22 protein-coding genes, 1 tRNA gene and 1 pseudogene are annotated in these 24,096 nt (G+C 69.8%); 21 read left to right on the top strand and 3 right to left on the bottom strand.

Annotated features, from left to right (window positions below; genetic code table 11):
- Positions 1-118: 118 nt before the first annotated feature.
- From AB3M82_RS05305 to AB3M82_RS05245, 13 genes and pseudogenes are all read left to right on the top strand, one after another.
- Positions 119-433, top strand: coding sequence for a hypothetical protein (locus AB3M82_RS05305; RefSeq protein ID WP_412956057.1), 315 nt, complete (start codon positions 119-121; stop codon positions 431-433).
- Entirely contained in the window at positions 430-2,640 is a 2,211-nt protein-coding gene (gene glgX / locus AB3M82_RS05300) for a glycogen debranching protein GlgX (protein ID WP_412956055.1), read from the top strand. Before AB3M82_RS05305 ends, glgX begins: the two co-directional genes overlap by 4 nt.
- On the top strand, positions 2,637-4,985 hold the full coding sequence (gene treY / locus AB3M82_RS05295) for a malto-oligosyltrehalose synthase (RefSeq protein ID WP_412956053.1): 2,349 nt from the start codon (positions 2,637-2,639) through the stop codon (positions 4,983-4,985). The genes glgX and treY overlap by 4 nt, the downstream gene beginning before the upstream one ends.
- Complete coding sequence (gene treZ / locus AB3M82_RS05290; RefSeq protein ID WP_412956051.1) at positions 4,982-6,745, top strand: malto-oligosyltrehalose trehalohydrolase; 1,764 nt, start codon at positions 4,982-4,984, stop codon at positions 6,743-6,745. The genes treY and treZ overlap by 4 nt, the downstream gene beginning before the upstream one ends.
- Positions 6,746-6,786: 41 nt before the next feature.
- The gene (locus AB3M82_RS05285) at positions 6,787-8,094 is read left to right on the top strand and encodes a SufS family cysteine desulfurase (protein ID WP_412956050.1); all 1,308 of its coding nucleotides are present in this window, start codon (positions 6,787-6,789) and stop codon (positions 8,092-8,094) included.
- Positions 8,091-8,534: a Fe-S cluster assembly sulfur transfer protein SufU gene (sufU, locus tag AB3M82_RS05280; RefSeq protein ID WP_412956049.1), complete on the top strand. Its 444-nt coding sequence runs from the start codon at positions 8,091-8,093 to the stop codon at positions 8,532-8,534. The genes AB3M82_RS05285 and sufU overlap by 4 nt, the downstream gene beginning before the upstream one ends.
- 42 nt (positions 8,535-8,576) lie before the next feature.
- Positions 8,577-9,512 (top strand): GNAT family N-acetyltransferase, encoded by a 936-nt coding sequence (locus tag AB3M82_RS05275; RefSeq protein ID WP_412956047.1) that lies wholly within the window; start codon positions 8,577-8,579, stop codon positions 9,510-9,512.
- Positions 9,513-9,563: 51 nt separating this feature from the next.
- A pseudogene (locus tag AB3M82_RS05270) lies at positions 9,564-10,204 on the top strand (NADPH-dependent F420 reductase).
- Positions 10,205-10,358: 154 nt separating this feature from the next.
- Complete coding sequence (locus AB3M82_RS05265) at positions 10,359-10,967, top strand: GntR family transcriptional regulator (protein WP_412956045.1); 609 nt, start codon at positions 10,359-10,361, stop codon at positions 10,965-10,967.
- Between the two features lie 97 nt (positions 10,968-11,064).
- Positions 11,065-11,274, top strand: a complete 210-nt coding sequence (locus AB3M82_RS05260; protein ID WP_412956044.1) for a heavy-metal-associated domain-containing protein — start codon at positions 11,065-11,067, stop codon at positions 11,272-11,274.
- 55 nt (positions 11,275-11,329) lie between these two features.
- Complete coding sequence (locus AB3M82_RS05255) at positions 11,330-13,525, top strand: heavy metal translocating P-type ATPase (RefSeq protein WP_412958011.1); 2,196 nt, start codon at positions 11,330-11,332, stop codon at positions 13,523-13,525.
- 94 nt (positions 13,526-13,619) lie between these two features.
- Positions 13,620-13,844, top strand: a complete 225-nt coding sequence (locus AB3M82_RS05250; protein ID WP_412956042.1) for a hypothetical protein — start codon at positions 13,620-13,622, stop codon at positions 13,842-13,844.
- Positions 13,841-14,704, top strand: coding sequence for a hypothetical protein (locus tag AB3M82_RS05245; RefSeq protein WP_412956041.1), 864 nt, complete (start codon positions 13,841-13,843; stop codon positions 14,702-14,704). The genes AB3M82_RS05250 and AB3M82_RS05245 overlap by 4 nt, the downstream gene beginning before the upstream one ends.
- 4 nt (positions 14,705-14,708) lie before the next feature.
- On the opposite strand, the gene AB3M82_RS05240 is transcribed toward AB3M82_RS05245, so the two are convergent.
- A complete protein-coding gene (locus tag AB3M82_RS05240) occupies positions 14,709-15,548 on the bottom strand; it encodes an SDR family NAD(P)-dependent oxidoreductase (protein ID WP_412956040.1) in 840 nt (279 codons plus the stop codon).
- A 133-nt stretch (positions 15,549-15,681) separates the two neighbouring features.
- On the opposite strand from AB3M82_RS05240, the gene AB3M82_RS05235 reads away from it, so the two are divergent.
- Both AB3M82_RS05235 and AB3M82_RS05230 read left to right on the top strand, forming a co-directional pair.
- Positions 15,682-16,263 carry an asparagine synthase gene (locus AB3M82_RS05235; protein WP_412956039.1) on the top strand — a complete coding sequence of 194 codons (582 nt, stop codon included), beginning with the start codon at positions 15,682-15,684 and terminating at the stop codon, positions 16,261-16,263.
- 66 nt (positions 16,264-16,329) lie between these two features.
- Positions 16,330-16,405 (top strand) — tRNA-Arg (locus AB3M82_RS05230).
- 66 nt (positions 16,406-16,471) lie between these two features.
- On the opposite strand, the gene AB3M82_RS05225 is transcribed toward AB3M82_RS05230, so the two are convergent.
- On the bottom strand, positions 16,472-16,786 hold the full coding sequence (locus tag AB3M82_RS05225; protein ID WP_412956038.1) for a hypothetical protein: 315 nt from the start codon (positions 16,784-16,786) through the stop codon (positions 16,472-16,474).
- A gap of 437 nt (positions 16,787-17,223) precedes the next feature.
- On the opposite strand from AB3M82_RS05225, the gene AB3M82_RS05220 reads away from it, so the two are divergent.
- The 5 genes from AB3M82_RS05220 to AB3M82_RS05200 all read left to right on the top strand — a co-directional run bounded on the left by AB3M82_RS05220 (position 17,224) and on the right by AB3M82_RS05200 (position 21,351).
- Entirely contained in the window at positions 17,224-18,420 is a 1,197-nt protein-coding gene (locus AB3M82_RS05220; RefSeq protein WP_412956036.1) for an RHS repeat-associated core domain-containing protein, read from the top strand.
- 600 nt (positions 18,421-19,020) lie between these two features.
- Entirely contained in the window at positions 19,021-19,386 is a 366-nt protein-coding gene (locus AB3M82_RS05215) for a hypothetical protein (protein WP_412956034.1), read from the top strand.
- A gap of 24 nt (positions 19,387-19,410) precedes the next feature.
- The gene (locus AB3M82_RS05210) at positions 19,411-19,851 is read left to right on the top strand and encodes a hypothetical protein (RefSeq protein ID WP_412956033.1); all 441 of its coding nucleotides are present in this window, start codon (positions 19,411-19,413) and stop codon (positions 19,849-19,851) included.
- Positions 19,852-19,931: 80 nt separating this feature from the next.
- Positions 19,932-20,201 carry a hypothetical protein gene (locus tag AB3M82_RS05205; RefSeq protein ID WP_412956031.1) on the top strand — a complete coding sequence of 90 codons (270 nt, stop codon included), beginning with the start codon at positions 19,932-19,934 and terminating at the stop codon, positions 20,199-20,201.
- A 451-nt stretch (positions 20,202-20,652) separates the two neighbouring features.
- A complete protein-coding gene (locus tag AB3M82_RS05200; protein ID WP_412956029.1) occupies positions 20,653-21,351 on the top strand; it encodes a hypothetical protein in 699 nt (232 codons plus the stop codon).
- On the opposite strand, the gene AB3M82_RS05195 is transcribed toward AB3M82_RS05200, so the two are convergent.
- Positions 21,348-22,283, bottom strand: coding sequence for a LysR family transcriptional regulator (locus tag AB3M82_RS05195; RefSeq protein ID WP_412956027.1), 936 nt, complete (start codon positions 22,281-22,283; stop codon positions 21,348-21,350). The two genes, AB3M82_RS05200 and AB3M82_RS05195, sit on opposite strands and share 4 nt — an antisense overlap.
- A 77-nt stretch (positions 22,284-22,360) precedes the next feature.
- Here AB3M82_RS05195 and AB3M82_RS05190 point away from each other — a divergent pair, with 77 nt between their 5' ends.
- Positions 22,361-24,091, top strand: coding sequence for an L-aspartate oxidase (locus tag AB3M82_RS05190; RefSeq protein ID WP_412956026.1), 1,731 nt, complete (start codon positions 22,361-22,363; stop codon positions 24,089-24,091).
- Positions 24,092-24,096: the final 5 nt, after the last annotated feature.

Here is a 24,096-nt window from a genome sequence, read left to right as displayed (position 1 = left end):
CGCAGCGCTCGGAAGGTAACCGGCGATCATAACCTGCGAGGCGGCTGAAAGGCAACGGCGTTCTGCGAATTCGGTGCGGCTCTTACCGTGGGATCCTCAACCGAATCAGGAGCCCATCATGTCTGCGAATGCCCCCATCGTTCACGACGTCACACCCGCAGACGAAGGCCCCGCCACCGACGAGAGCATCGAGGTGCCCGCCGAGGCGACAGCAGCGGCGCCCGCCTACGAGCGCGTCGATCTCGACCGTTACGCCGTGCTCCACGAGGGCACGGTCGGGTACGTCGAGTCGGTTCCGCCGGTGTTCGTCTGCTACTCGGGCCACCCCTATGCCCAGGCCGAGGAGATTGCGCAGGTGCACGATTTCCACCAGGCGGTCGAGGTTGTCGTCGAGCACGCGGTGTCGGTCGGGCACCCTAAGCTCTCGGCATGAGCCTCGAGATCTGGCCGGGATCGGCCTACCCGCTGGGAGCGACCTTCGACGGTCAGGGGACCAACTTCGCGCTGTTCAGCGAGGGCGCAGAACGCGTCGAGCTGTGCCTCTTCGACGAGGAGGGGAACGAGGAGCGCGTGCGCCTCACCGAGGTCGACGCCTTCGTCTGGCACGGATACCTGCCTTCGGTGCAGCCGGGCCAGCTCTACGGCTACCGCGTGCACGGACCGTACGAGCCGACCGAGGGCAAGCGGTTCAACCCCCACAAGCTCCTGCTCGACCCGTACGCCAAGGCCGTCTCCGGGGATATCGAGTGGGGGCAGTCGGTGTTCGGGTACGACTTCGGCGACCCCGACTCCCGCAACGACGACGACTCCGCCGCCGCGATGACCAAGGGCGTCGTCGTGAACCCCTTCTTCGAGTGGGCCGGCGATCGTCCGCCCAAGACGCCGTACGCGCAGACCGTGATCTATGAGGCTCACGTGAAGGGCCTCACCATCCGCCACCCCGAGGTTCCCGAGGCGCTGCGAGGCACCTACGCGGGTATCGCGCACCCCGCGATCATCGATCATCTGGTGCGCCTCGGCGTGACGGCCATCGAGCTCATGCCGGTGCACCAGTTCGTCAACGACTCAGTGCTGCAGGACAAGGGCCTGGCGAACTACTGGGGCTACAACACCCTGGCGTTCTTCGCCCCGCACGATCGCTATGCATCCACCGGCGCGCCCGGGCAGCAGGTGCAGGAGTTCAAGGCGATGGTCCGCGCCCTGCACAACGCCGGTATCGAGGTCATCCTCGACGTGGTCTACAACCACACGGCCGAGGGCAACCACATGGGGCCGATGCTGTCGATGCGGGGCATCGACAACGAGGCGTACTACCGCCTCGAAGAGGACCGCCGCTACTACACCGACTACACCGGCACCGGCAACAGCCTCAACGCGGGCAGCCCGCACGCTCTCCAACTGATCATGGACTCGCTGCGGTACTGGGTCACCGAGATGCACGTCGACGGGTTCCGCTTCGACCTGGCGTCGACGCTCGCCCGCGAGTTCTACGACGTCGACCGCCTGGCGACCTTCTTCGAGCTCGTGCAGCAGGATCCGATCGTGTCGCAGGTGAAGCTGATCGCCGAGCCGTGGGACGTCGGACCCGGCGGCTACCAGGTGGGCAACTTCCCGCCGCAGTGGACCGAGTGGAACGGCAAGTACCGTGACACGGTCCGCGACTTCTGGCGCGGCGAGCCCCAGGCGCTCGGCGAGTTCGCCTCGCGGCTGACCGGTTCCGCCGACCTCTACGAGCACGACGGCCGTCGCCCGGTAGCGTCGATCAACTTCGTCACGGCGCACGACGGCTTCACCCTGCGCGACCTCGTCTCGTATAACGAGAAGCACAACGAGGCGAACGGCGAGGACAACAACGACGGCGAATCGCACAACCGCTCCGACAACATGGGAGTGGAGGGTCCCACCGACGATCCCGACATCAACCGGCGCCGCGCGCGTCAGCAGCGCAACTTCCTCGCGACGCTGCTGCTGTCGCAGGGCGTGCCCATGATCGCGCACGGCGATGAGCTCGGCCGCACGCAGGGCGGCAACAACAACGGCTACGCGCAGGACAACGAGATCACCTGGGTCGACTGGGACGCGGCCGACCTGCCCCTCGTGGAGTTCACGGCGGCCGTCGCGCGACTGCGGCGCGAGCATCCGGTCTTCCGTCGCAGCCGGTTCTTCAATGGACGCCCGGTGCGCGCCGCCGACGGCGAGCGGGTGCCGGATGTCGAGTGGCTGCGACCGGACGGCCGCAAGATGGAGCCGGAGGACTGGGACTCGGGCTTCGGTCTCTCGGTCGGGATGTTCCTGAACGGCCGGGGCATCCGCGAAAAGGATCTGCGCGGGCGGCCCATCGTCGACCAGAACTTCCTCGTGTACTTCAACAGCGGCGACGGTCGCGTCGACGGGGTGCTCCCCGACGAGCGGCACGGTCAGGGCTGGGAGGTCGTCGTCGACACCGCCGGCGAGAAGGCCGGCGAGAAGCCGTGGAATCCGGGAGCCGCGTTCGCCCTCGAGGCGAAGTCGCTGCTGGTGCTGCGAGAGCTGGACGAGGAGGAGGCGCCGACCGACGACTCCGTGGAGGCGTCGCTCCGCATTCAGACCGAGCACGCCGAGACCCCCGCTCCGGCACCGAAGGCGGAGGCCACGCCATGACCCGGCGGCCGTTGTCGACGTATCGGCTGCAGATTAGCCCCCGTTTCACCCTCGACGACGCCGCCGATGTGACGCGGTACCTGTCGGAGCTCGGCGCCAGCTGGGCCTACCTGTCTCCGCTGCTCGGGGCCACGCCCGGCTCCGACCACGGTTACGACGTGGTCGACCATTCCCGCATCGACGAAAGCCGCGGGGGAGCCGAAGGACTGTCGCGCTTCGCCGCAGCCGCGCGCGCGGAGGGCCTCGGCATCCTCGTCGACATCGTGCCCAACCACGTCGGCATCTCGGCACCACGGGCGAACCCGTGGTGGTGGGACGTCCTCCGGCTGGGCCGCAGTTCGCGGCACGCCGTGGCGTTCGACATCGACTGGCGGCGTGGGGGCGGTCGGGTCATGGTCCCGGTCCTCGGAGCGCAGCCGGACGAGGTGATCGCGCAGGGCGACATCGTGATCGACACGACGCCCGCGGACGACGCCCCCGACGGCACGCTCTCGTACTTCGAGCACGTGCTCCCGCTGGCTCCCGGCACGGGCGCGCTCGCCGACGACCTTCCCGCGCTCCTGGCCGCGCAGAACTACGAGCTGCGCTTCTGGGAAGATCAGAACACCGAACTCAACTACCGTCGCTTCTTCGCGGTCTCCGAGCTGGCCGGCATCCGCGTCGAACTGCCGGACGTCTTCGCGGAGTCGCACCGCGAGATCATCCGCTGGATCACCGAAGGACTCGCCGACGGCGTGCGCGTGGACCACCCCGATGGGCTGACCGACCCGGGCGGGTATCTCGAGCAGCTCTCAGACGCCACCGGTGCGGCGTACACGCTCGTCGAGAAGATCCTCGAGCCGGGCGAACCGCTGCCGTCGTGGTGGCGCACCGACGGAACCACCGGATACGATGCGCTGGCCGAGATCGACCGGCTCTTCGTGGATGCCGCGGGGGCGGACGAGCTCACGGAGCTCGATGCGCGCCTGCGCGCCGCGACCCAGTTGCCCGAAGCGCTCTCGTGGCACGATCTCATCCACACCACCAAGCTCCTGGTCGCCGGGCACATCCTGCAGTCCGAGGTCCGGCGACTGGTCCGCGCGCTGCCCTCGGGCATCGTCGGCGCCGAAGAGGCCCTGGCCGAGCTGCTGGCGGCGTTCCCGGTCTACCGGTCGTACCTTCCCGCCGGGCGGGCGCACCTCGATCACGCCCTCGCCGAGGCTCGGCGTCGGCGGCCCGACCTCGCCGAGGCCTTCGGCGAGCTGGAGCCCCTGCTCTCCGATCCGACGCTCGAGGTGGCGCAGCGCTTCCAGCAGACCAGCGGCGCCGTCATGGCCAAGGGCGTCGAAGACACCGCGTTCTACCGGTACACCCGCCTGGGCACCCTGACCGAGGTCGGAGCGGATCCGTCCCAGGCCGCGGTCACGGTCGACGAGTTCCACGAGGCGCAGAGCGCACGGCTCGCCGCCTGGCCGCACTCGATGACAACCCTATCGACGCACGACACGAAGCGCTCGGAAGACGTACGGGCACGGCTCTCCGTGCTCTCCGAGGTGCCGGAGCGCTGGTCGCAGGTGCTGGGCGAGCTCCGCGCCATCGCCTCGACCGGGCACGGTCCGCTCGACGCGATGCTGTGGCAGGCGGCGGTCGGCGCCTGGCCCATCCCGCGCAACCGATTCCTCGCGTACGCCGAGAAGGCGGCGCGCGAGGCGGCCGAGTCGACGGGGTGGCAGCGCCCCGACGCCGAGTTCGAGAAGGGGCTCGCCGCGATCGCGGACGCCCTGGAGGGCCCAGCCGCGCCGGTGATCTCCGCGTTCGTCGACGAGATCGTGCTCCACGGTCGTTCCAACTCGCTGTCGGCCAAGCTGCTGCAGCTCACGGGCCCCGGCGTCCCCGACGTCTACCAGGGCACGGAGCTGTGGGATCTGTCGCTTGTGGATCCCGACAATCGCCGGCTCGTGGACTTCGCCGCACGGGCACGGATGCTGAGCGAGCTCGACGACGAGGTAGCCCGGGGCGTGTTGCCGCCGGTCGACGACTCCGCGCGCGCGAAGCTGCTCGTGACCTCGCGGGCCCTGCGGCTTCGGCGCGACAACCCGGAGCTGTTCACGGTCTACCGGCCGGGGGTCGCCGAGGGTCCCGCCGCCGAGCACGTCGTCGCCGTGGACCGCGGTGGGGTGACGGCGGTCGCCACCCGACTGCCCGTCGCGCTCGAGCGCCGCGGAGGCTGGGGTGACACCGTGCTCATGCGCCCCGACGTGCCGGCGACCGACGTGCTGACCGGTCGGCGGATCGAGCCGGGGCCGGTGCGGCTCGCCGAACTTCTGGACACCTATCCGGTGGCGCTTCTGAGGGAGGCACGATGATCGAGGTGTGGGCGCCGAACGCCGACCGCATGAGGGTACGGCGACTGGATGCCGGGGGCACGACGCTCGACGAGCGCGAGCTCCGGCGATCCACCGCGGATGCCGAGGGCTGGTGGAGCACCGACCTGGAGCTCTCCGACGGCGACCGCTACGGGTTCCTCGTGGGCGACGGCGAGGACCTCCGCCCCGACCCCCGCTCGCGTCGTCAGCCGGAGGGCGTGCACGGGCCGTCCGCCGCGTTCGACCCGACCGCGTACAGCTGGAACGACGACTCGTGGACCGGCCGCCAGCTGGCCGGCGGAGTGATCTACGAGCTGCATGTGGGCACCTTCACGCCCGACGGCACGCTCGACGCTCTCATCGCGAAGCTCGACCACCTGGTCGACCTCGGCGTCACGCACATCGAGCTGCTCCCCGTGAACGACTTCAACGGACGCTGGAACTGGGGCTACGACGGGGTGCTCTGGTACGCCGTGCACGAGGGGTACGGCGGGCCGCGCGCCTATCAGCGCCTGGTGGATGCCGCGCATGCGCGCGGGCTCGCGGTGATCCAGGACGTGGTCTACAACCACCTCGGCCCGAGCGGTAACTACCTCCCCGAGTTCGGTCCGTACCTGCGCCAGGGCGACCGCAACACCTGGGGCGACTCGGTCAATCTCGACGAGACGGCGGTCCGCGAGTACATCCTCGAGAACGCGCTGATGTGGCTCCGCGACTACCACGTCGACGGTCTGCGGCTCGACGCGGTGCACGCCCTGCGCGACCAGCAGCCGAATCACATCCTGCGGGAGATGTCCCAGCGAGTCGACGCCCTCTCCGCGCAGCAGAATCGGCCGCTCACCCTGATCGCCGAGTCCGACATGAACGACCCGACACTGATCCTCCCTCGGGAAGCGGGCGGCTACGGGCTGACCGCGCAGTGGTCGGACGACTGGCATCACGCCGTCCACGTCGCGCTGACGGGCGAGACGACCGGGTACTACGAGGACTTCGCGGCGGCCGACGCCCTGACCAAGGTCTCCCAGGGAGGGTTCTTCCACGACGGGACGTTCTCGTCGTTCCGCGACCGTCCGCACGGCCGTCCCATCCCGGAGGACGTGCCCGCGTGGCGGCTCGTGACCTTCGCGCAGGACCACGACCAGATCGGAAACCGTGCCGTGGGAGACCGCCTCAGCGCGACGCTCTCGCCGGAACGCCTGGCCGTGGCTGCGGTGCTCACCCTCACCGCCCCGGGCACTCCGATGCTGTTCATGGGCGAGGAGTGGGGCGCCTCCACGCCGTGGCAGTTCTTCACCTCCCACCCCGAGCCGGAGTTGGGACGGGCGACGGCGGAGGGTCGCATCGCCGAGTTCGAGCGGATGGGGTGGGACCCGGACGTCGTTCCCGACCCGCAGGATCCCGAGACGTTCGAGCGCTCCCACCTGCGGTGGGCGGAGCTCGACGATCCGGCGCATGCGCGCCTTCAGGAGCTGTACCGCCGGCTGATCGCCCTGCGCCGGGAGCGCGCCGACCTCACCGACCCCGCGATGTCCCGCACACGTGTGACCGTCGCCGTCAGCGCTCAGCGCGCCGAGGGTGCTCCGGACGCGCGGGTGTACCGCATCGACCGCGGCGCGACGTCGGTGCTCGTGAACCTCTCGTCGGAGGAGGCCGAGTTCGAGGTGGGTGAGACCGCCGAGCTCCTCGTGGCCACGGTGGAGGTGCGGGTCGACTCCGGGCGGGCGGTGCTTCCCCCCGATTCGGCGGTGGTCGTCGGCTGAGGCCCGCCCCGCGGGATGCCTGCGGATGAGAAGCTAGAAGGATGAGCGATTCGACCGTCATCGACTCCGTCGTCCCGCTGAGCGAGGCCGAGGTGCGGCGCATCCGCGATGACTTCCCGATCCTGGCGACGGCGGTGAACGGACATCCGCTCGCGTACCTCGATTCGGGTGCCACATCGCAGCGCCCGCGGGCCGTCCTCGACGCCGAGCGCGCCTTCGCCACGACCCTCAACGCGGCCGTGCACCGCGGCGCCCACACGCTGGCGGCCGAGGCCACCGAGGTGTTCGAGGACGCACGCCGCTCGCTCGCTCGATTCGTGGGTGCCGATGAGGACGAGATCGTCTGGACGTCGAACGCGACCGAGGCGATCAACCTCGTCGCGTACTCGCTCTCCAACGCCTCGCTCGGGCGCGGCGGGGCGGCTGCCGCGCGCCTGCGTCTGGGCGAGGGCGACGAGATCGTGACGACCGAGATGGAGCACCACGCCAATCTCATCCCGTGGCAGGAGCTCGCGGCGCGCACCGGTGCGACCCTGCGCGTCGTCCCGCTCGACGACGAGGGCGCCCTGCGGCTCGACGAGGCCCTGCGGCTCATCGGCGACCGCACGCGCATCGTCGCGGTCACCCACGTCTCGAACGTCCTCGGGGTGGTGAATCCCGTCGAGCAGATCGTCGCCCGTGCCCGCGAGGTCGGTGCGCTGGTGCTGCTCGACGCCTGCCAGTCCGCCCCGCATCTGCCGCTCGACGTGCGCGCGCTCGACGTCGACTTCGCCGTGCTCTCGGGTCACAAGATGCTCGGACCTTCGGGCATCGGGGCGCTGTACGGTCGCCGCGACCTGCTCGAGATCATGCCGCCGTTCCTCACCGGCGGATCCATGATCACCACCGTCACGACGACGACCGCCGAGTACATGCCTCCGCCCCAGCGGTTCGAAGCCGGCACGCAGCGCGTGTCGCAGGCGGTCGCGCTGGCGGCCGCCGTCGACTATCTCACCGAGATCGGGATGCCGCGGATCGCGGCGCACGAGGCAGCGCTCGGCTCGCGCCTGCTCGACGGGCTGCGCGCCATCGACGGCGTCCGAGTGCTCGGAGGCGGGATCGCGCTGCCCCGTGTCGGCCTGGCGAGCTTCGACGTCGCCGGCATCCATTCGCACGACGTCGGCCAGTTCCTCGACGACCGCGGCATCGCGGTGCGGGTCGGGCACCATTGCGCCCAGCCGCTGCATCGGAGGCTCGGTGTCACCTCGTCGACCCGGGCGAGCACCTATCTCTACACGATCGAGGCCGAGGTGGATGCCGTGCTCGACGGCGTCGCGGCGGCCATCGACTTCTTCGGAGCACGCGCATGACGTCCGGCGACCTGCAGAACCTCTATCGGGAGCTCATCCTCGACCACTCGCGCACGCCGCACGGCTTCGGGCTGCGCGAGCCGATCGCCGCGCAGTCGCACCAGGTCAATCCGACGTGCGGCGACGAGGTGACCCTGCAGGTGCACCGTGCGGCGGACGGCACGGTCGAGGCGATCGCCTGGGAGGGGCACGGGTGCGCGATCTCGCAGGCGTCCGCCTCGCTGCTGGCCGAGCTGGCCGAAGGGCTGACGGTCGACGACCTCGAGACCCGCATCGCGTCGTTCCGCGAGGCGATGCGGTCGCGGGGCAAGATCGCACCCGATGAGGAGCTGCTCGGAGATGCTGCCGCTCTGGGCGGGGTCTCGCGCTATGTCGCCCGGGTCAAGTGCGCGATGCTCGCCTGGGTCGCGGCGGAGGACGCGCTGCACAAGTCGGTGTGATCCGCGCGGTCGCGGCGCGGAGGACGGGAGGATCGGATGGTCGTGCAACTGACGCCTCTGGCGCCGATGGACTACGAGCTGTGGCGTCATCGCACGCGTGAGCGCCTGATCGCCCTCCATCAGGATTCCGGGCTTCGTCCCGGGCACGATGCCGTGGAGCACGCCGACCAGTACTTCGACGAGCTGCTCCCCGACGGGATCGACACCGAGAACGCCCGGCTGCTCCGCATCGTCGACGATGCCGAGGGGGAGCTGGGGACGGTGTGGCTCGGGATCAGCCCGACGCGTCTCTTCATCGTCGACCTGACCCTGACGCGGGTGCCGTCCGAGGCGCAGAATGACGAGCTCTTCCGTGCCCTGCTCGAGATCGCCGACGAGGTGGGCGTCTCGAGCATGACCATGGCCGTGTTCTCGCAGGATGCCGAGGGGCACCGATTCGTCGCCGGGCGCGGGTTCGAGGTGGCGTCCGTGCAGATGCTGCTCGATCCGCTCCCCGAACGCCCGGTCGCGGAGCACGTGCGGGTGCAGCCCATGACACCGGAGCGGTTCGAACGGTTCGGCGCGTCGACGCAGGCGGCGTTCGCGCACGACCTCGTCCAGTCCGGTCGGTACGGGCACGAGGATGCGCGGGAGGAGTCGGCGCGGCAGTTCGCACGCGAGCTGCCGCAGGGGCTCGCCACTCCGGGCCAGGCGCTGTTCACGGCCACGGCGGACGGGGAGGAGGTGGGCATCCTGTGGATCGGGATGCGGGAGCGCGAGGGTCGCCCCCACGCCTTCGTCCTCGACGTGGAGGTGAGCCCGGACCACCGCCGGCGCGGCTTCGGACGGGAGCTGATGCACGCGGCCGAGCAGGAGGCGCGGGCACGCGGTGCGGACTCGATCGGCCTCCACGTCTTCGGTTTCAACACGGGCGCGGCGGCGATGTACGAGCAGCTGGGGTATCGGCGCGTCGAGGAGCTCTTCCTCTACGAACGGTGACGTGCACGCAGCGCGAGGGAATAGCCGTCGATCTCCCGCGTTGCCTCCCACATGACTACTCTCGGAATCATCGGTGCAGGGAACATCGGCTCGCAGGTCGCTCGCGCGGCCGTGACGGCCGGCTACGACGTCGTGATCGCGAACTCGCGCGGGCCGGAGACGCTCGCGGATCTGATCGACGAGCTCGGGCCCCGGGCGCGGGCGGCGACCGCCGCGGAGGCGGGTGCCGCCGGAGACGCCGTCGTGGTGACCGTTCCGCTCAAGGCGCTCGCGGACGTCCCGGTCGAGCCGCTGGCCGGCAAGGTGGTGCTCGACACGAACAACTACTACTTCGAGCGAGACGGCCGCATCGAGGCGCTGGACCGGGGCGAGACCACCACGTCGGAGATGGTGCAGCAGCACCTGCCGACCTCGCGCGTGGTGAAGGCCTTCAACCACATGGCGCCAAGGACATCACGACGGACGGCCTGCCCGCGCGCACGCCGAACCGCCGCGCGCTGGCCACGGCGGGCGACGACCCGGGCGCGGTCGCGTTCGTGACGGGGCTCTACGACCAGTTCGGCTTCGACACCGTGAACGTGGGGCCGCTGAGCGAGTCCTGGCGCGTGGAGCGCGACCGCCCGGCGTACGTCGTCCGGCAGAACGCCGAGGAGCTGGAGGCGAACCTGGCGCTCGCCGACCGGCGCCCCTGAGCTTCGTTCGCAGGAAGGGGACGGGTGCGGCATCCGTCCCCTTTCTGCTGCCCTGCGACGCCCCTGGGATACCAAACTTGGCGATTCGGCTAGCGAATGTAAGAATTCCGGAATGACGGGGGCGGGGGCGACCGGCGAGTTGGAGTCGGTCAGGGTGACGCGTATTCTGCGCGACGACATCGTGCTGGGTCGACGTCCTCCCGGTTCACGTCTGGTCGAGCGAGACATCGCCGCCGAGCTGAACGTCTCCCGGCTGCCGGTGCGGGAGGCCATCAAGTCGCTCGTCGCCGAGGGCGTCGTGGTGTCCCGCCCGCGCACCTGGGCGGTCGTCCGCGAGTTCACCCAGCAGGACATCCAGGACTTCGCCGAGGTGCGCGAGTCGATCGAGACGCTCATCTTCGTCTTCGCCGCCGAGCGTCACGACGAGCTGGGGCTGCGACGGCTGCGCGACGCCTACGAGCGCGAGGCGGATGCCGCGGCGCGCGGTGACGTCGAGATCGCGCGCGGCGCGGCCGCCGAGTTCCACGTGATCGCGGTCGAACTCGCCGACAACGAGATGCTCGGCGAGCTGATCAGCATCTTCCTCACGCGCCTGCGATGGCTCTTCGGTCAGCACGACGACCTGCCCGGCATGGCGGAGGAGCACCGCGTGATCTACGACGCCATGGCGGCGCGCGACACGGATGCCCTGCGGACGCTGATCCCGCAGCACCTCGCGAGCGGACGCCACGCCGCGGAACGTCATCTGCGCGCCGCCCGCTGACCGATCCGCCATCGCTGCGGAATACCTCGGACGGGCGTATGGTTGTCTTCTGTGATACCCCCTGGGGGTATGTGAAGCGACGAAGAGGAGAGCAGACATGACCAGTACCACCTACGCCGTCACCGGGATGACCTGCACCCACTGCGAGGCAGCGGTCCGCGAAGAGGTCTCCCAGATCGCCGGGGTCACCGGCATCGAGGTCAGCGCGTCCACCGGCCGCCTCGTCGTGGCCACCGACGCCCCGCTCGACGACGCCGCCGTGCTCGCGGCCGTCGACGAGGCGGGCTACAGCGCCGTCCGCGCCTGACCCGGAGCGCATCGTGAGCGACGCAGTGGAGACCTACGACCTCGAGATCGGCGGGATGACGTGCGCCTCGTGCGCCGCCCGCATCGAGAAGCGGCTCAATCGCCTCGACGGGGTGACCGCCGCCGTGAACTACGCGACCGAGAAGGCGCACGTCGAGGTCGCGGGAGACGTCGCGGTCGACGACCTCATCGCCGAGGTCGTCCGCACCGGATACTCCGCCGCGCGCCCGCGCGTCGACGAGGGGCGCGACGACGACCCCGACTACCGCAGCCTGCGACGGCGCCTCGCGGTGGCGACGGCGCTGGCGATCCCGGTGATCGTGGTGTCGATGGCCACACCGCTCCAGTTCCCCGGGTGGCAGTGGACGTCGCTGGTGCTCGCCACCCCGGTGGTCACCTGGGCGGCCTGGCCCTTCCACCGAGCGGCCTGGCTGAACGCCGCGCACCGCGCGGTCACGATGGACACGCTGATCTCGGTCGGCGTCTCGGCCGCGTACCTGTGGTCGCTGTACGCGCTGTTCTTCGGCACCGCGGGCATGTGGGGGATGACGCACCCGTTCCGCCTCACGATCGAGCGGGGCGACGGCCTCGGCAGCGTCTATCTCGAGGTCGCGGCGGGGGTGACGATGTTCCTCCTCCTCGGCCGGTTCCTCGAGCACCGGTCGAAGCGGCGAGCCGGAGCGGCGCTGCGCGCCCTCGGCGAACTGGGCGCGAAGGACGTCGCGATCCTGCGCGACGGCGTCGAGCAGCGGATGCCGTTGGACCGGCTCGCCGCCGGAGACGTCTTCGTCGTGCGTCCCGGCGAGAAGATCGCCACCGACGGCGTCGTGCGCGAGGGCTCCTCGGTCATCGACGCGGCCATGCTGACCGGCGAGTCCGCCCCGGTCGAGGTCGGCCCGGGCGACGCCGTCACCGGAGCGACCGTCAACGTCGGGGGACGCCTCGTCGTGGTCGCGACGCGCATCGGCGCCGACACCCAGCTCGCGCGCATGGCGCAGCTCGTCGAGCAGGCGCAGTCGGGCAAGGCCGACGCCCAGCGCCTCGCCGACCGGCTCTCGTCGGTCTTCGTGCCCATCGTCTTCGGCATCGCGTTCGTCACCCTCGTGGTCTGGCTGTTGATCGGCGGCGGGGCGGCGGGGGCGTTCACGGCGGCGGTGGCGGTGCTGATCATCGCCTGCCCGTGTGCGCTCGGGCTCGCGACGCCGATGGCCCTGCTCGTGGGCACCGGTCGCGGTGCGCAGCTCGGCGTGCTCATCAAGGGGCCGGAAGTGCTGGAGTCCACTCGCCGGGTCGACACGATCGTGCTCGACAAGACCGGCACCGTGACCACGGGCCGCATGACCCTCGTCGACGTCGTGACCGCCGAGGGGGAGGACCCCGACCGACTGCTGCGTGTGGCCGCCGGCGTGGAGGACGCCTCCGAGCATCCGATCGCGCAGGCCATCGTGCGTGCCGCGGTCGAGCGGTTCGATGACGTGCCGGAGGTCGCCGACTTCCGGAACCTCCAGGGCCGCGGGGTGTCGGGCGTCGTCGAGTCGCACGCCGTCGTCGCGGGGCGGCCCTCGCTGCTGACGGACTGGGCGCTGCACCTGCCCGACGACCTCGCCCGCGCCTTCGAGGCGGCCGAGGACGACGCCCGCACCGCCGTGGCGGTGGCGTGGGACGGCGCCGTGCGAGGCGTGCTCGTCGTGGCCGACCAGGTCAAGCCGACGAGCAGGGCGGCCATCGCGGCGGTGCGCGGGCTGGGGCTCGAGCCGGTGCTGCTGACCGGCGACAACGAGCGTGCCGCACGGCGCGTCGCCGAGCAGGTCGGCATCACCACCGTCCGCGCCGGCGTGCTCCCCGAGCAGAAGGTGGCCGAGGTCCGGGCCCTGCAGGAGCAGGGGCGGGTGGTCGCCATGGTGGGAGACGGCGTGAACGACGCCGCCGCGCTCGCGCAGTCCGACCTGGGCATCGCCATGGGGACGGGCACGGATGCCGCCATCGAGGCCTCCGATCTGACGCTGGTCCGCGGCGATCTCTGGGGCGCGGTCGACGCGATCCGGTTGTCGCGGCGCACGCTCGGGACCATCCGCGGCAACCTGTTCTGGGCGCTGGCGTACAACGTCGCCGCCATCCCGCTCGCGGCGCTCGGGCTGCTGAACCCTATGCTCGCGGGGGCCGCGATGGCGTTCTCGAGCGTGTTCGTGGTGCTCAACAGCCTGCGCCTGCGCCGGTTCCGCACCGCGGCTCCCGCTCCGGTTCCCGCCTGAAGCGCCTCCCATCCGCCCTCCCGCGGCGCTAGTCTGAGCGGATCGGGTGTGTTCGCGTTCACTGGGGAGCGGTATGCGAGGCGTTGCCGTCATCGTGGGAAGTCTGTTGCTGGTCGGGGGAGCGACGGTCGTTGTGCTCGTCGACCAGCAGCGACACCACGATCTCGCCGTGCTCCGCGCGGAGATCGAGCGTGTCGAGGAGCGCCGGGACGAGGCCGCAGACGACAACCTCCGCCTGGCCGAGCAGCTCACGACCCTGCGATCGCAGATCGCCGAGCAGGACCGGCAGCTCACCGACACCACGGGTTTCCTGCCGTGAGGCGTCGGCGCCTGCTCGCGGTCACGCTCGCGTCGGCGATCCTCGTGGCCGGGGCCCTCGTCGATCACGCGACGGCCCTGTCGACGGAGCGCGCGGAGACGGCATCCGAGCTCCTCGCCGCCACGGCCCGCGCGGATGCGGCGGTGGGACGATCGCTGCACTTGCAGGACGCCGTCGCGCGCGCCGAGAAGGAGGTGTCGGAGCGCGCGGCGGTGCTCGAGGTGCGGCCCGGGTTCCTCGTCGAGATCGAAGCGCTCGCCGCGGCGCTCGATCAGGCTGACGGCAAGGTCGACACGTCGTCGCATCTCGCGTCCGCCGTGTCGGCGCAGGACACCGTGCTCGCCGAGCGCCGGGATCCGGCTGTTGTCACAGCGGCGACCGCCACGGTGCAGGCTCTCACGACGCAGGTCGAGCAGCAGGTCACCGGGTGGCGTGCGGCGCAGGTGTCGCCGGCGTCGACGCCCGGCCCCGGCGGCGGGACCGAGGGCTTCGCGCGGGTGCGCGCCGCACTCGACCGTGTGGGCGGCGCGGGAGTGGGACTGTACGAGTCGTCGTCGTGCGCCGGAGGCAACGCCCCGGCCTGTGCCAACAGCGACGGCTACATCAAGTACCGTGCCGACATCGCAGGCTGGAGCGACGGTCGCCTGCACTGGGCCATGGCGCATGAGCTCGCCCACATCCACCAGTTCCGGGTGTGGGGCGCCCTGACCTCGTCGGCGGCCTACCAGTCCATGTTCGGCGGCGACCCGGAGTTCCTGGCCAACTGCATGGCGGTCGTGCGGGGGTTCCCCGGAGACGTCGGATGCTCGGCCGAACAGCAGGCGTGGGCGTCGGGCATCTGGGTGGGCGCCGTACGCTGAGGCGTCAGCGGGCCGGGGTCGTGGTGTCGATCGCCTCGCGCAGCGGCCCGCGCAGGACCCGCCAGTACCGCACCGGCGCGACGCGGGTGAGCAGATCGATCAGTCGCGCCTCGCGGCCGATCATCGTGCGGGCTCGGCGCCGGACGGTGGCGCGGACGATGCGGGCCGCGGCATCCTCGGGCTCCGTGTGGTACATCGCGGCCTGCGCGGCCGCGGCGCGGGTGGCTACGGCCGGATCGATGGCCTCGGCGTAGCGGCCGTGCAGGATGATGCCCGTCCGCACCCCCGCCGGGTACACCGCCCCGACCGACACCGACGAGCCCTCCAGCTCGTGGCGCAGCGCCTCGGAGAACCCGCGTACGGCGTACTTGCTCACCGAGTAGGGGATGCGTCCGGCCGGGGCGGCCAGCGCGTACACGCTCGCCAGGTGGGTGATGTGGGCGGCCGGCGCGGCGCGCAGCGCCGGGAGCAGCGCCTTCGTGATCGACACGGTTCCCCAGAGGTTCACGTCGGTGAGCCAGCGCATCTCCTCCATCGTGAGCTGGTCGAGGTTGCCGAGCATCGACGATCCGGCGCAGGTGATCAGCGCCGTGATCCGCGGGTGCGCGGCCGTGATCTCGGCGGCCGAGGCGAAGACGGCGGCGTCGTGGCGCAGGTCGACGACGTGCGTGGTGACCGTCGTCGCGGCGAGCTCGGCGGCGACCGTGCGCAGCGCCTCGGCGTTGTGGTCGACGAGGGCCAGGTGGGCGCCCTGCGCGGCGAGGAGCCGTGCGACGGCGGCGCCCATGCCGCTGGCGGCGCCCGTGATGACCGTGGTGCTCCCGGCAAGGGCGAGAGGTCTCATGCATGCTCCTCCGGGCGGCTTCGGGTGCACGCCCTGTGCGTCGTCGCAGGGTGGGGAAGAACCTGATTTCCCCCCCATTCTGGCCGAGGCTGACCGCGAGCGATACCGGTACCCTCGAAGGGAGGAGGTTCGGGTGGGACGGACAGCGGATGCCATCGCCGAGGGCGTCGCGATCGCGACCGCCGCGGCGCGCCTCGCCGTGAAGAACCACATCCTCGTCGGCACGATCGCCGAAGGCGGTGTGTTCGACATCGACAAGTACATCGCCGACACCCGCGAGGCCCTGCGGGCGATGGCCGAGGAGTCCGAGGCCGCCGCCGAGACGGTGACCGCGCTCCGCAAGCGTGCCCGCGGACGCCATTCCGATCCCCGCGGCACGCACGACTACCGCGACCGCGACGTGCGCAACCTGCGCCGCCGCGCCAAGCAGTCCAGCGGCGTCGCCGCGAAGCTGCGGGAGATGATGGACGATCCCGAGCAGCTGCGGGGGATCGTGGAGGAGGCGCGCGAGGCCGCGTGGTCCGACGTGCGCCACAACCTCGACCGCCGCCTTCGTGTGGAGGGCATGCGGCCCGATCAGGACCCGGACTACGACCGCATGCGCGAGGCCCGGATGCAGGCTCTCCGGCTCGTCGACCTGCAGGCGCTGTCGTCGGCGCAGCGTGCCCGCGCGAAGCGCGCGAAGAAGCAGAAGGAGCGCGCCGAGACCGCCTGACGGCCTCGTTTCGCTTTCGCGCCGACTCTGTTGTAGGCTTGACGTCGGCCCGCTGAGCGGGCAGGAGCGCCCCTAGCTCAATGGATAGAGCATCTGACTACGGATCAGAAGGTTGGGGGTTCGAGTCCCTCGGGGCGCACCAGATCTGAAACCCCCGTCGCGGAAGCGGCGGGGGTTTCGTCTTTCCCGGCCCGGGTGACGGGCACCGTCAGCATCCTCCTGCGGTGCAGGTGAACGCGTGGTGCATCACGAACACCCCGTTCGCGATCGTCGCGACGATGCCCAGCAGCGACACGACCAGGGCGGCCCGCGTCTCCCGGGAGGTCACGGAGCCGATCCGCACGATGCACAGCAGCACCGCCGCGATCGGCAGGGCGAACTGCAGCACACCCCAGACCGGGACGAGGAGCCCGGCCCCCGCGACGGCGATCGTGAAGGGCGACGACACCCACACGATCACCGCGATCGCGAGCATCGTCAGGGCGGTGTTCCAGGCCTGGTCGCGGTCTGCGTCGGCGGTCATGAGGGCTCGTCTTTCGTGCGGAGGCACGGGTGCTCGCGGGTGTGCGAGAAAGGCCTCCGCTACCGCCAAGACGAGTTCGCGAGCGTTTTCTGTCGCGAAAAAAAATGTTCGTCGGCGGCGCGGCGTGTCGCGATATATAGGTTGCGCGGCGGTACGGGACCCCACCACTCTGAGTGCCGAACGGCGCGCGTGCGCGCGCCCGAGAGCATCCGGGGGGATGACTGTGACCACAAGGTCTGTGCTTCGTGCTGCCATGCGCGGGGTCGTCGGGGTACTGACGCTGGTGTCGTTGACGATGGCACCGGCGATCTCGGCGTCTGCCGAGACGTCTTCCCGGTCGACGGCGATCGTGCTTGCGATGCCGGCGCCCGTGCCCGCTTCGGCCGACGGTCGCGACGCAGGCCGGCGCGCATGAAGACTCATGGGTGCTCGGCGATATGCGCAACGCCACCGCGACGGCGGATGCTGCAGGCCAGATCACCGACCTCGTCGACTATGCCGACTTCGGCGGTGCAGGGTTCGAGTCAACCGGGTGGGGTTCCCTGGTCGGCAACGACGGCCAACCCGGAGACCCCACCCTCGGCCTCGACCACTATTACGCTCGCGACTACGACACCGCGACCGGGTCCTGGATGCAGCCGGACCAGTGGCGCGGCCTGCTGGTGCGACCGCAGTCCCTGAACCGGTTTGCGTATGTGGAGAACGACCCGGCCTCGTTCAGCGACCACCTCGGATTCGCGAAGAAGAAAGCCGGGAAGAAGAGCAACTACGACCCCGCACGGGATGCCGCGATCGCGAAGGCGCAACAGAACCGGTATGTGTCGTCGCTGAACGCGAAAGCCGGGGCACTGCAAGCAGTGTCACAGGCGGTCGGGACACGCGATTCGACGACCAAGTCCGTGAAGGCCAAAGCCTCGAACCCGACTGATAAATCGGCCGATTACACAGCGACCAACCATCCGCCGTGCGTCTACTCGTATCAAACGTGTGAGCTCGGTGGCCCGGCAGCGGACAACGGAAACCTGTTCGGCTGGAGCGACGCGGAGTGGCGTAACGCCGGCTCGGTCAGCGCAGGAATACTGGTCGGGGTAGGTGTGGTGACCCTTGCGATCCTGGCGGGTGGATGCATCGTTGCCACGGCGGGTGGATGCACAGCGCTGATCGTTGGCGCGACTGTCATTGGTTCGGCCGCGGGAAATCTTACGACGTACACACTCGCAAATGACCCCGAAAATCGTACGCCTCTCGGCGCTCTGATGGCAACCGCCACCGGCGCCGCAGGCGGGGTGCTCGGTGTCTTTGCCTCAAGGGCAATTGCATTCGCCATAGGGACGAAAAGTGTTCCCCTTGTTGTCGCTTCACCGCCGCGGCCCACCGTACCGCCGGTTCCGCTCGGACGCGGAAGCACGGGCCGCACCGTGCCCACTAATCTTCGAGAAGACCTTGCTATGCGCGAAGTCATGTCAGCACCCGGGGGGCGTCACTTGGCGAACATCAAGCTCAACGACCCTCGCTGGCCTGGATCGGAAGGGTGGGTGAAGATGCAACAGATCGTGAACGGCGTAAACATTCACTACGTTCGAAACACCGCTACGGGCGCGGTCGACGATTTCAAGTTTGTGAGTAACGAATGAAGCTGCAATGCGTGGAGAACAGGCCGACGTCGCTTCCACCAAGCCAACAGAACCCTGCGGCGCGATTTGAGTCGACCTATGACCTCACGGTAGGCCGAGAATACCCCGTGGTAGCGATGATGCTGTCCAGATCCGTTCTCTATTTCCTTGTCGAAGATGATCAACGCACACCACTCATGGCTCCGTCTGGAATGTTTGCACAGAGCTGGTCCTCTTTACCTGACGATTGGGAATTTGATATCAAGCGTGAACCCATCGTTAGCGAGAGTCGGACCATTGATGAGGGTACCGTCGCACTCTGGGGATATTCGGAGTTCGTCCACGACACTGCCCACTATCAGGAGCTCACGGAATGGGCCCCGCAAGCCCTTGCGGTGTTCAATGACCAGGTTCGTCGGGCTTGATCGGCTGTGCGCAAAGCCACCGCGACCGCGAATGCTGTAGGTCAGTTCACCGACCCCGTCGACTAGGCCGACTTTGGCGGCGCCCGGGTTCGAGTCCACTGGATGAAAGACGTTGGGGTGGGTTGATATACACCGCGGGAGCGACGGCATCCACAATTCTTGCGCCACCATTCGTCGGAAACGGGGTCTCATTCGCATGTGGCTGGAGTCGGCCGGTGAAACCGCCGGAGTCGCCGCAGATTCGGCAGCGTTCGCCGAGCTCGTTCCGCTCATCCGCGACATCTGGATCGAGTCCGAACCGCGAAACGGGTGTGACCGCGCGTTGCGCGACGAGATCGTTGTTCGCTCGAGCATCCACAATCAGGTGTTCGCGTCGAACGATGCCGGTGAGCGGCAAGACATGCTGGTCACAGCGGTGCGGGACGCTGCCGCCTCGTCGACCGGCGACATGATCGAGATCGAACTGATCCCTCGTGCCGGCCGTGCAGGGCTGGTCGTCACGGGCAAGATGCTCGAAGACATTGCCGCATCGGGGCATGGGCTCCGACTGGTAGCGAGATGACACAGGGCGCACCGGAATGACGGTATGGGTGGCAATGCCGTCGACAGCGATCGGGCGGACGGCAACGCACTGAGGGCACTGCGCCGCTCGGTCTTCCTCACCGTCGTGACTGCGCTCGCTTACTTCGGTGCGACTCTGTTGATGCTTACGGTCTCGGTCGCCCTGTGGGAACCGTCCATCGCGACCGTGTGGGATCAGCCGCAAATTCTCGCCGTGTTCAACGTCACGCCTCGCCTCACCTGGATTCGCACAGTCGGCGGAGCCGCGATCGCCAATGGCGTTCTCCTCCCCTTCGGATACGCCGTGCTGGCACCGCTCTCCTTCGACTGTCTCCGTGGTGCGATCTGGTTGGGGGCGCTGGTCATCGGCAGCCTGGTGGTTCATCCGCTGGCTCTGCTGATCGAGCAGGCGACGGCCTCCCGCGCCGCAGGTCGGCGGCGACCAGCTCCGGGGAGGGTGTCGTGATGCCGATTCGAGATGATGCGCAGGGTGAGCCCCTTGCTACTGCGGGCCGGCCTGTCGGGCGCGCGGTGCCGGCTCTTGTCATGTTGCTCGTCTTCGTGCTCCACAGCATCGCTTTGTGGGTGCTCATCCCCTTCGGATTCGTCGCCTGGCTCCTCGTGCACGCCTGGGCCCAGAAGGTGTCACCGCGGCAAGCCGTCGCCTGGTACGACACCAACCTCATGGCGGCATGGGCGCACGGGCCTTTCCGCATGCTGGCCGACGCTGACAGTCGACCACCATTCGTCGGCATCTCGCAGATGGGTGCGGTGCCGGGGTCGAAGATCCCCCTCTTCGATGTCGGCTGGGAGTAGGCGAAGCGGATCTGCGGGAGCGTCATATTCGCGTCTGCGACTCGTCTTCTCTTGTGTGCGCATCGACTCGCGCCCTGACCGAGAGGGCGATCATCGTGAACTCGCCTTGCCCGCCCCCCCCGAATCCGTGAGGAGAACCAGATCTTGAGGATTCCGGTGAGCAGGGCGGGGGAGCCACGGTGAGGGCGTCGGATGCAACTCCCGAAGAGCGGTTCGTCGACAGCATCCGCCGTGCCGTCGACCGCGCCGGCGTCGACTGGGGTGAGCGGGTGGTCGAGGCGGCGACCACGGCTCTCCTGGAGGGTATCGACAGCCCAGCCTACGGATTCTCGCCGGTCAGCCGACCGACGAGCACGAGACGAACGAACAGCTCCTCAAGGCTGCGTTCGCCGAGTTGGGTCTGCCGTATCCACCCCGCCAGGCTCAGCGGTCATTCCGCATGATCCACGGGTTGCTCGCACGCGACAGCATCCGTTTCGAGATCGCCCCGTGCGCAGCGCGGTACGGCGGCCACGAGGTGCGAGTGTTCGTGAACGGTCGCGACATCATCTCCGAGCACGCGGCGGGCATGGATCCTCAGCGCACGCTCTGGCCGGCGAACTCCCTGACGGCGACGGCGACGCCTCGACTCGCGTGGGTCACTCGCGGACGGGGCGAACCCGACGACCTGTCGGTGTACGCGATGATCTCCCGTGAGGGCGACGTCGTCGTCTGGGACTGGGAGAAGCAGTGGGGCATCGGCGACGACGACTTCGGCTACGCGTTCCCCGCCGACGACTATGACCGCGAGGTGGCGCGGTTGGTCGCGGATCGGTCGTGGGAGACGCCGACGGATGCTGTCGCCCGCGGCGTCTTCGAGAGAGCGGATCACGATGCTCTCGCTCGGTGGGGCCTGCAGGTGCGCTGGGTCGACGCGGCACCGGTGCCGCCGCACGAGGTGACGGTCAGCCTCTGCTCGATCGACCGCTCGCACCCTCACTCCCCGTGGCTCGACCTCGGCTTTCCCGCGGACGACCGCGACCCCGAGTCGATCGTGCAGGAGATCATCGACGTGCTCCGCGCCGAGCCTCCGCGCTGGATGGCGCTGGCGTCGACCGGTCGGCCGCCGGTCCGGCGCCGCCGGTGGTTCTCGCGGCGCCGGAGCGACTAGTCCTCGACGAGGCTCGCGATCGCCGGATCGCGTCGCGCGACCTCGACCGCGGTCGAGACGATCACCCTGCGCATGGCCGATACGGCGACGGCGGGAGTGACGTCCGACCGGTGGGCGAGGCTCACGGTGCGGGTCATCATCGGATGCGAGAGGCGCATCGATCGCAGCCCGGGCTGGTCGAGCAGCACCATGGCCGGCACGACGGCGACGCCGAGGCCACGCTCGACGAAGCGCAGCACGGCGTCCATCTCGGCCCCGGCGAGCACCGGCACCGGATCGAGGCCGGCCGACCGGAACGCGGCATCCGTCGTCGCGCGCAGTTCGTACGTCTCGTCGAACGCGATGAGGGGCAGGGTGGCGAGGTGCTCGAGATCGATCGCCGATGCCGTCGAGAGCGGCGGCTGGGCGGCGGATGACACGACGACGAGCTCTTCGGTGAGCAACGGCATCCGGGTGAGGCTGACGCCCGCGGGCGGGGGACCGGCGGACTCGGTGATGAGCGCGATGTCGACGGCCCCGACGGCGAGCTGCTCGACCAGCGAGCGGGACCCGGCCTCGGCGAGCTGCAGTTCGACGTCAGGGTGAGCGAGATGGAAGGCGCTGAGCGCCTCGGCGACGAGGCTGATGCAGAGAGTCGGAGGAGCGCCGAGGCGCACGTGGCCGCGGCGCAGGCCGGCCAGTTCGGCCATCTCCTCGCGGATCGCGTCGGCCTCCGCCAGCATGCGCCGGGCCCGGGGGAGGAGCGTCTCTCCGGCCGCGGTTAGAGCGATGTGCCCGCGTGCCCGGTGGAACAGCTCGGCGCCCAGTTCGCGCTCCAGGGTCGAGATCTGACGGCTCAGCGACGGCTGCGCGAGGTGGAGGTGCTCGGAGGCGCGGGTGAAGTGGCCGAGGCGCGCGACCTCGACGAACCCGCGGAGCTGCTCGAGGTTCATGGCCATAGCTTACCAACATGGTTCGGAGAGGAAGTATGCATTGGAGTTATTGAAACGCCCGGATTAGCGTCGGACACATGAGCGCTCGCGAACGGCAGATCTCCACCACGGTCCTCGTCATCGGCACCGGCGGCTCCGGCCTGCGCGCCGCGATCGAGATCGCCGAGCACGGCATCGACGTCCTCGCCGTCGGCAAACGGCCCCGGCAGGACGCGCACACCTCCCTCGCCGCGGGTGGCATCAACGCAGCCCTCGGCACCATGGACGCGCAGGACTCCTGGCAGCAGCACGCCGCCGACACGATCAAAGAGAGCTACCTGCTCGCGCACCCTCACACGGTCGAGATCGTCACCCGGGGCGCGGAGCGCGGCATCCGCGACCTCGAACGCTGGGGCATGGACTTCGCTCGCGAAGACGACGGTCGCATCTCGCAGCGCTTCTTCGGCGCGCACACCTTCCGCCGCACGGCGTTCGCCGGGGACTACACGGGCCTTGAGATCCAGCGCACGCTCGTCGCCCGGGCCGAGCAGCTCGACGTGCCCATCCTCGACAACATCTACATCACCCGGCTCCTCGTGCGCGACAACGTGATCTTCGGCGCCTACGGCTTCGACCAGGGCGACGGCACGAGATACCTGATCCATGCGGATGCCGTCATCCTCGCCGCGGGCGGACACAACCGCATCTGGCGGCGCACCTCCTCGCGTCGCGACGAGAACACCGGCGACTCGTTCCGCCTCGCGGTCGACGCCGGAGCGCGGCTGCGCGACCCGGAACTCGTGCAGTTCCACCCCTCCGGCATCCTCGAACCCGAGAACGCCGCGGGCACGCTCATCTCCGAGGCGGCACGCGGAGAAGGCGGCATCCTGCGCAACGCCCTGGGCGAGCGGTTCATGGAGAGGTACGACCCGGAGCGGAGGGAGCTCTCGACTCGCGACCGCGTCGCGCTCGCCGCCTACACCGAGATCCAGGAAGGACGCGGCACCGAGAACGGCGGCGTCTGGCTCGACGTGTCGCACCTGCCGCGCGAGACGATCATGACCCGCCTGCCGCGCGTCTACCAGACGATGATGGAGCTGCAGATGCTCGACATCACCGCGCAGCCGATCGAGATCGCGCCCACCGCACACTACTCGATGGGCGGCGTCTGGGTCAGGCCCGAAGACCACCAGACCGATGTCGACGGGCTCTATGCGATCGGGGAGGCGTCGAGCGGACTCCACGGCGCCAACCGTCTGGGCGGCAACTCGCTCATCGAGCTGCTGGTCTACGGGCGCATCGTCGGTCAGGCCGCGATGGCGCACGCCGCCGGGCTCGACGCACAGCGCCGGTCGGCGGATGCCGTGGCTCAGGCCCGTGCCGAGATCGACGACCTGCTCGCGGCCGACGGGCGCGAGAACGTGCGGGCGCTCCAGCGCGCGATCCGCAATACGATGACCGAGCACGCGGGCGTCGTCCGCTCGGAGGAGGGGCTGCGCGCCGGCCTCGCCGAGCTCGATCTCATCGAGGGGCGCATGGAGGACGTCGGCATCCACCCCGACATCGCCGGGTTCCAGGACCTCGCGCACGCCTTCGACCTCCGGGCCTCGGCGCTCGCGGCCCGGGCGACGATGGAGGCCGCGCTCGAGCGGCGCGAGACCCGGGGCTGCCACAACCGCAGCGACTTCCCCGACACCGACCCGACTCTGCAGGTGAACCTGGTCTGGTCTCCGACCTCCGGCGTGACGCGCGAGGAGATCCCCGCCGTGCCCGAGGAGATCGCCGAGCTCATGCGCGACGTCGACACGGCCGGCAAGCTCGTCGAGTAGCGGAA

The organism is Microbacterium californiense, from assembly GCF_047246625.1.
In the GTDB taxonomy this organism is placed as follows: Bacteria; Actinomycetota; Actinomycetes; order Actinomycetales; family Microbacteriaceae; genus Microbacterium.
Note: the sequence above shows the minus strand (reverse complement) of the source record. Positions and strands in the feature narration are given on the sequence as shown.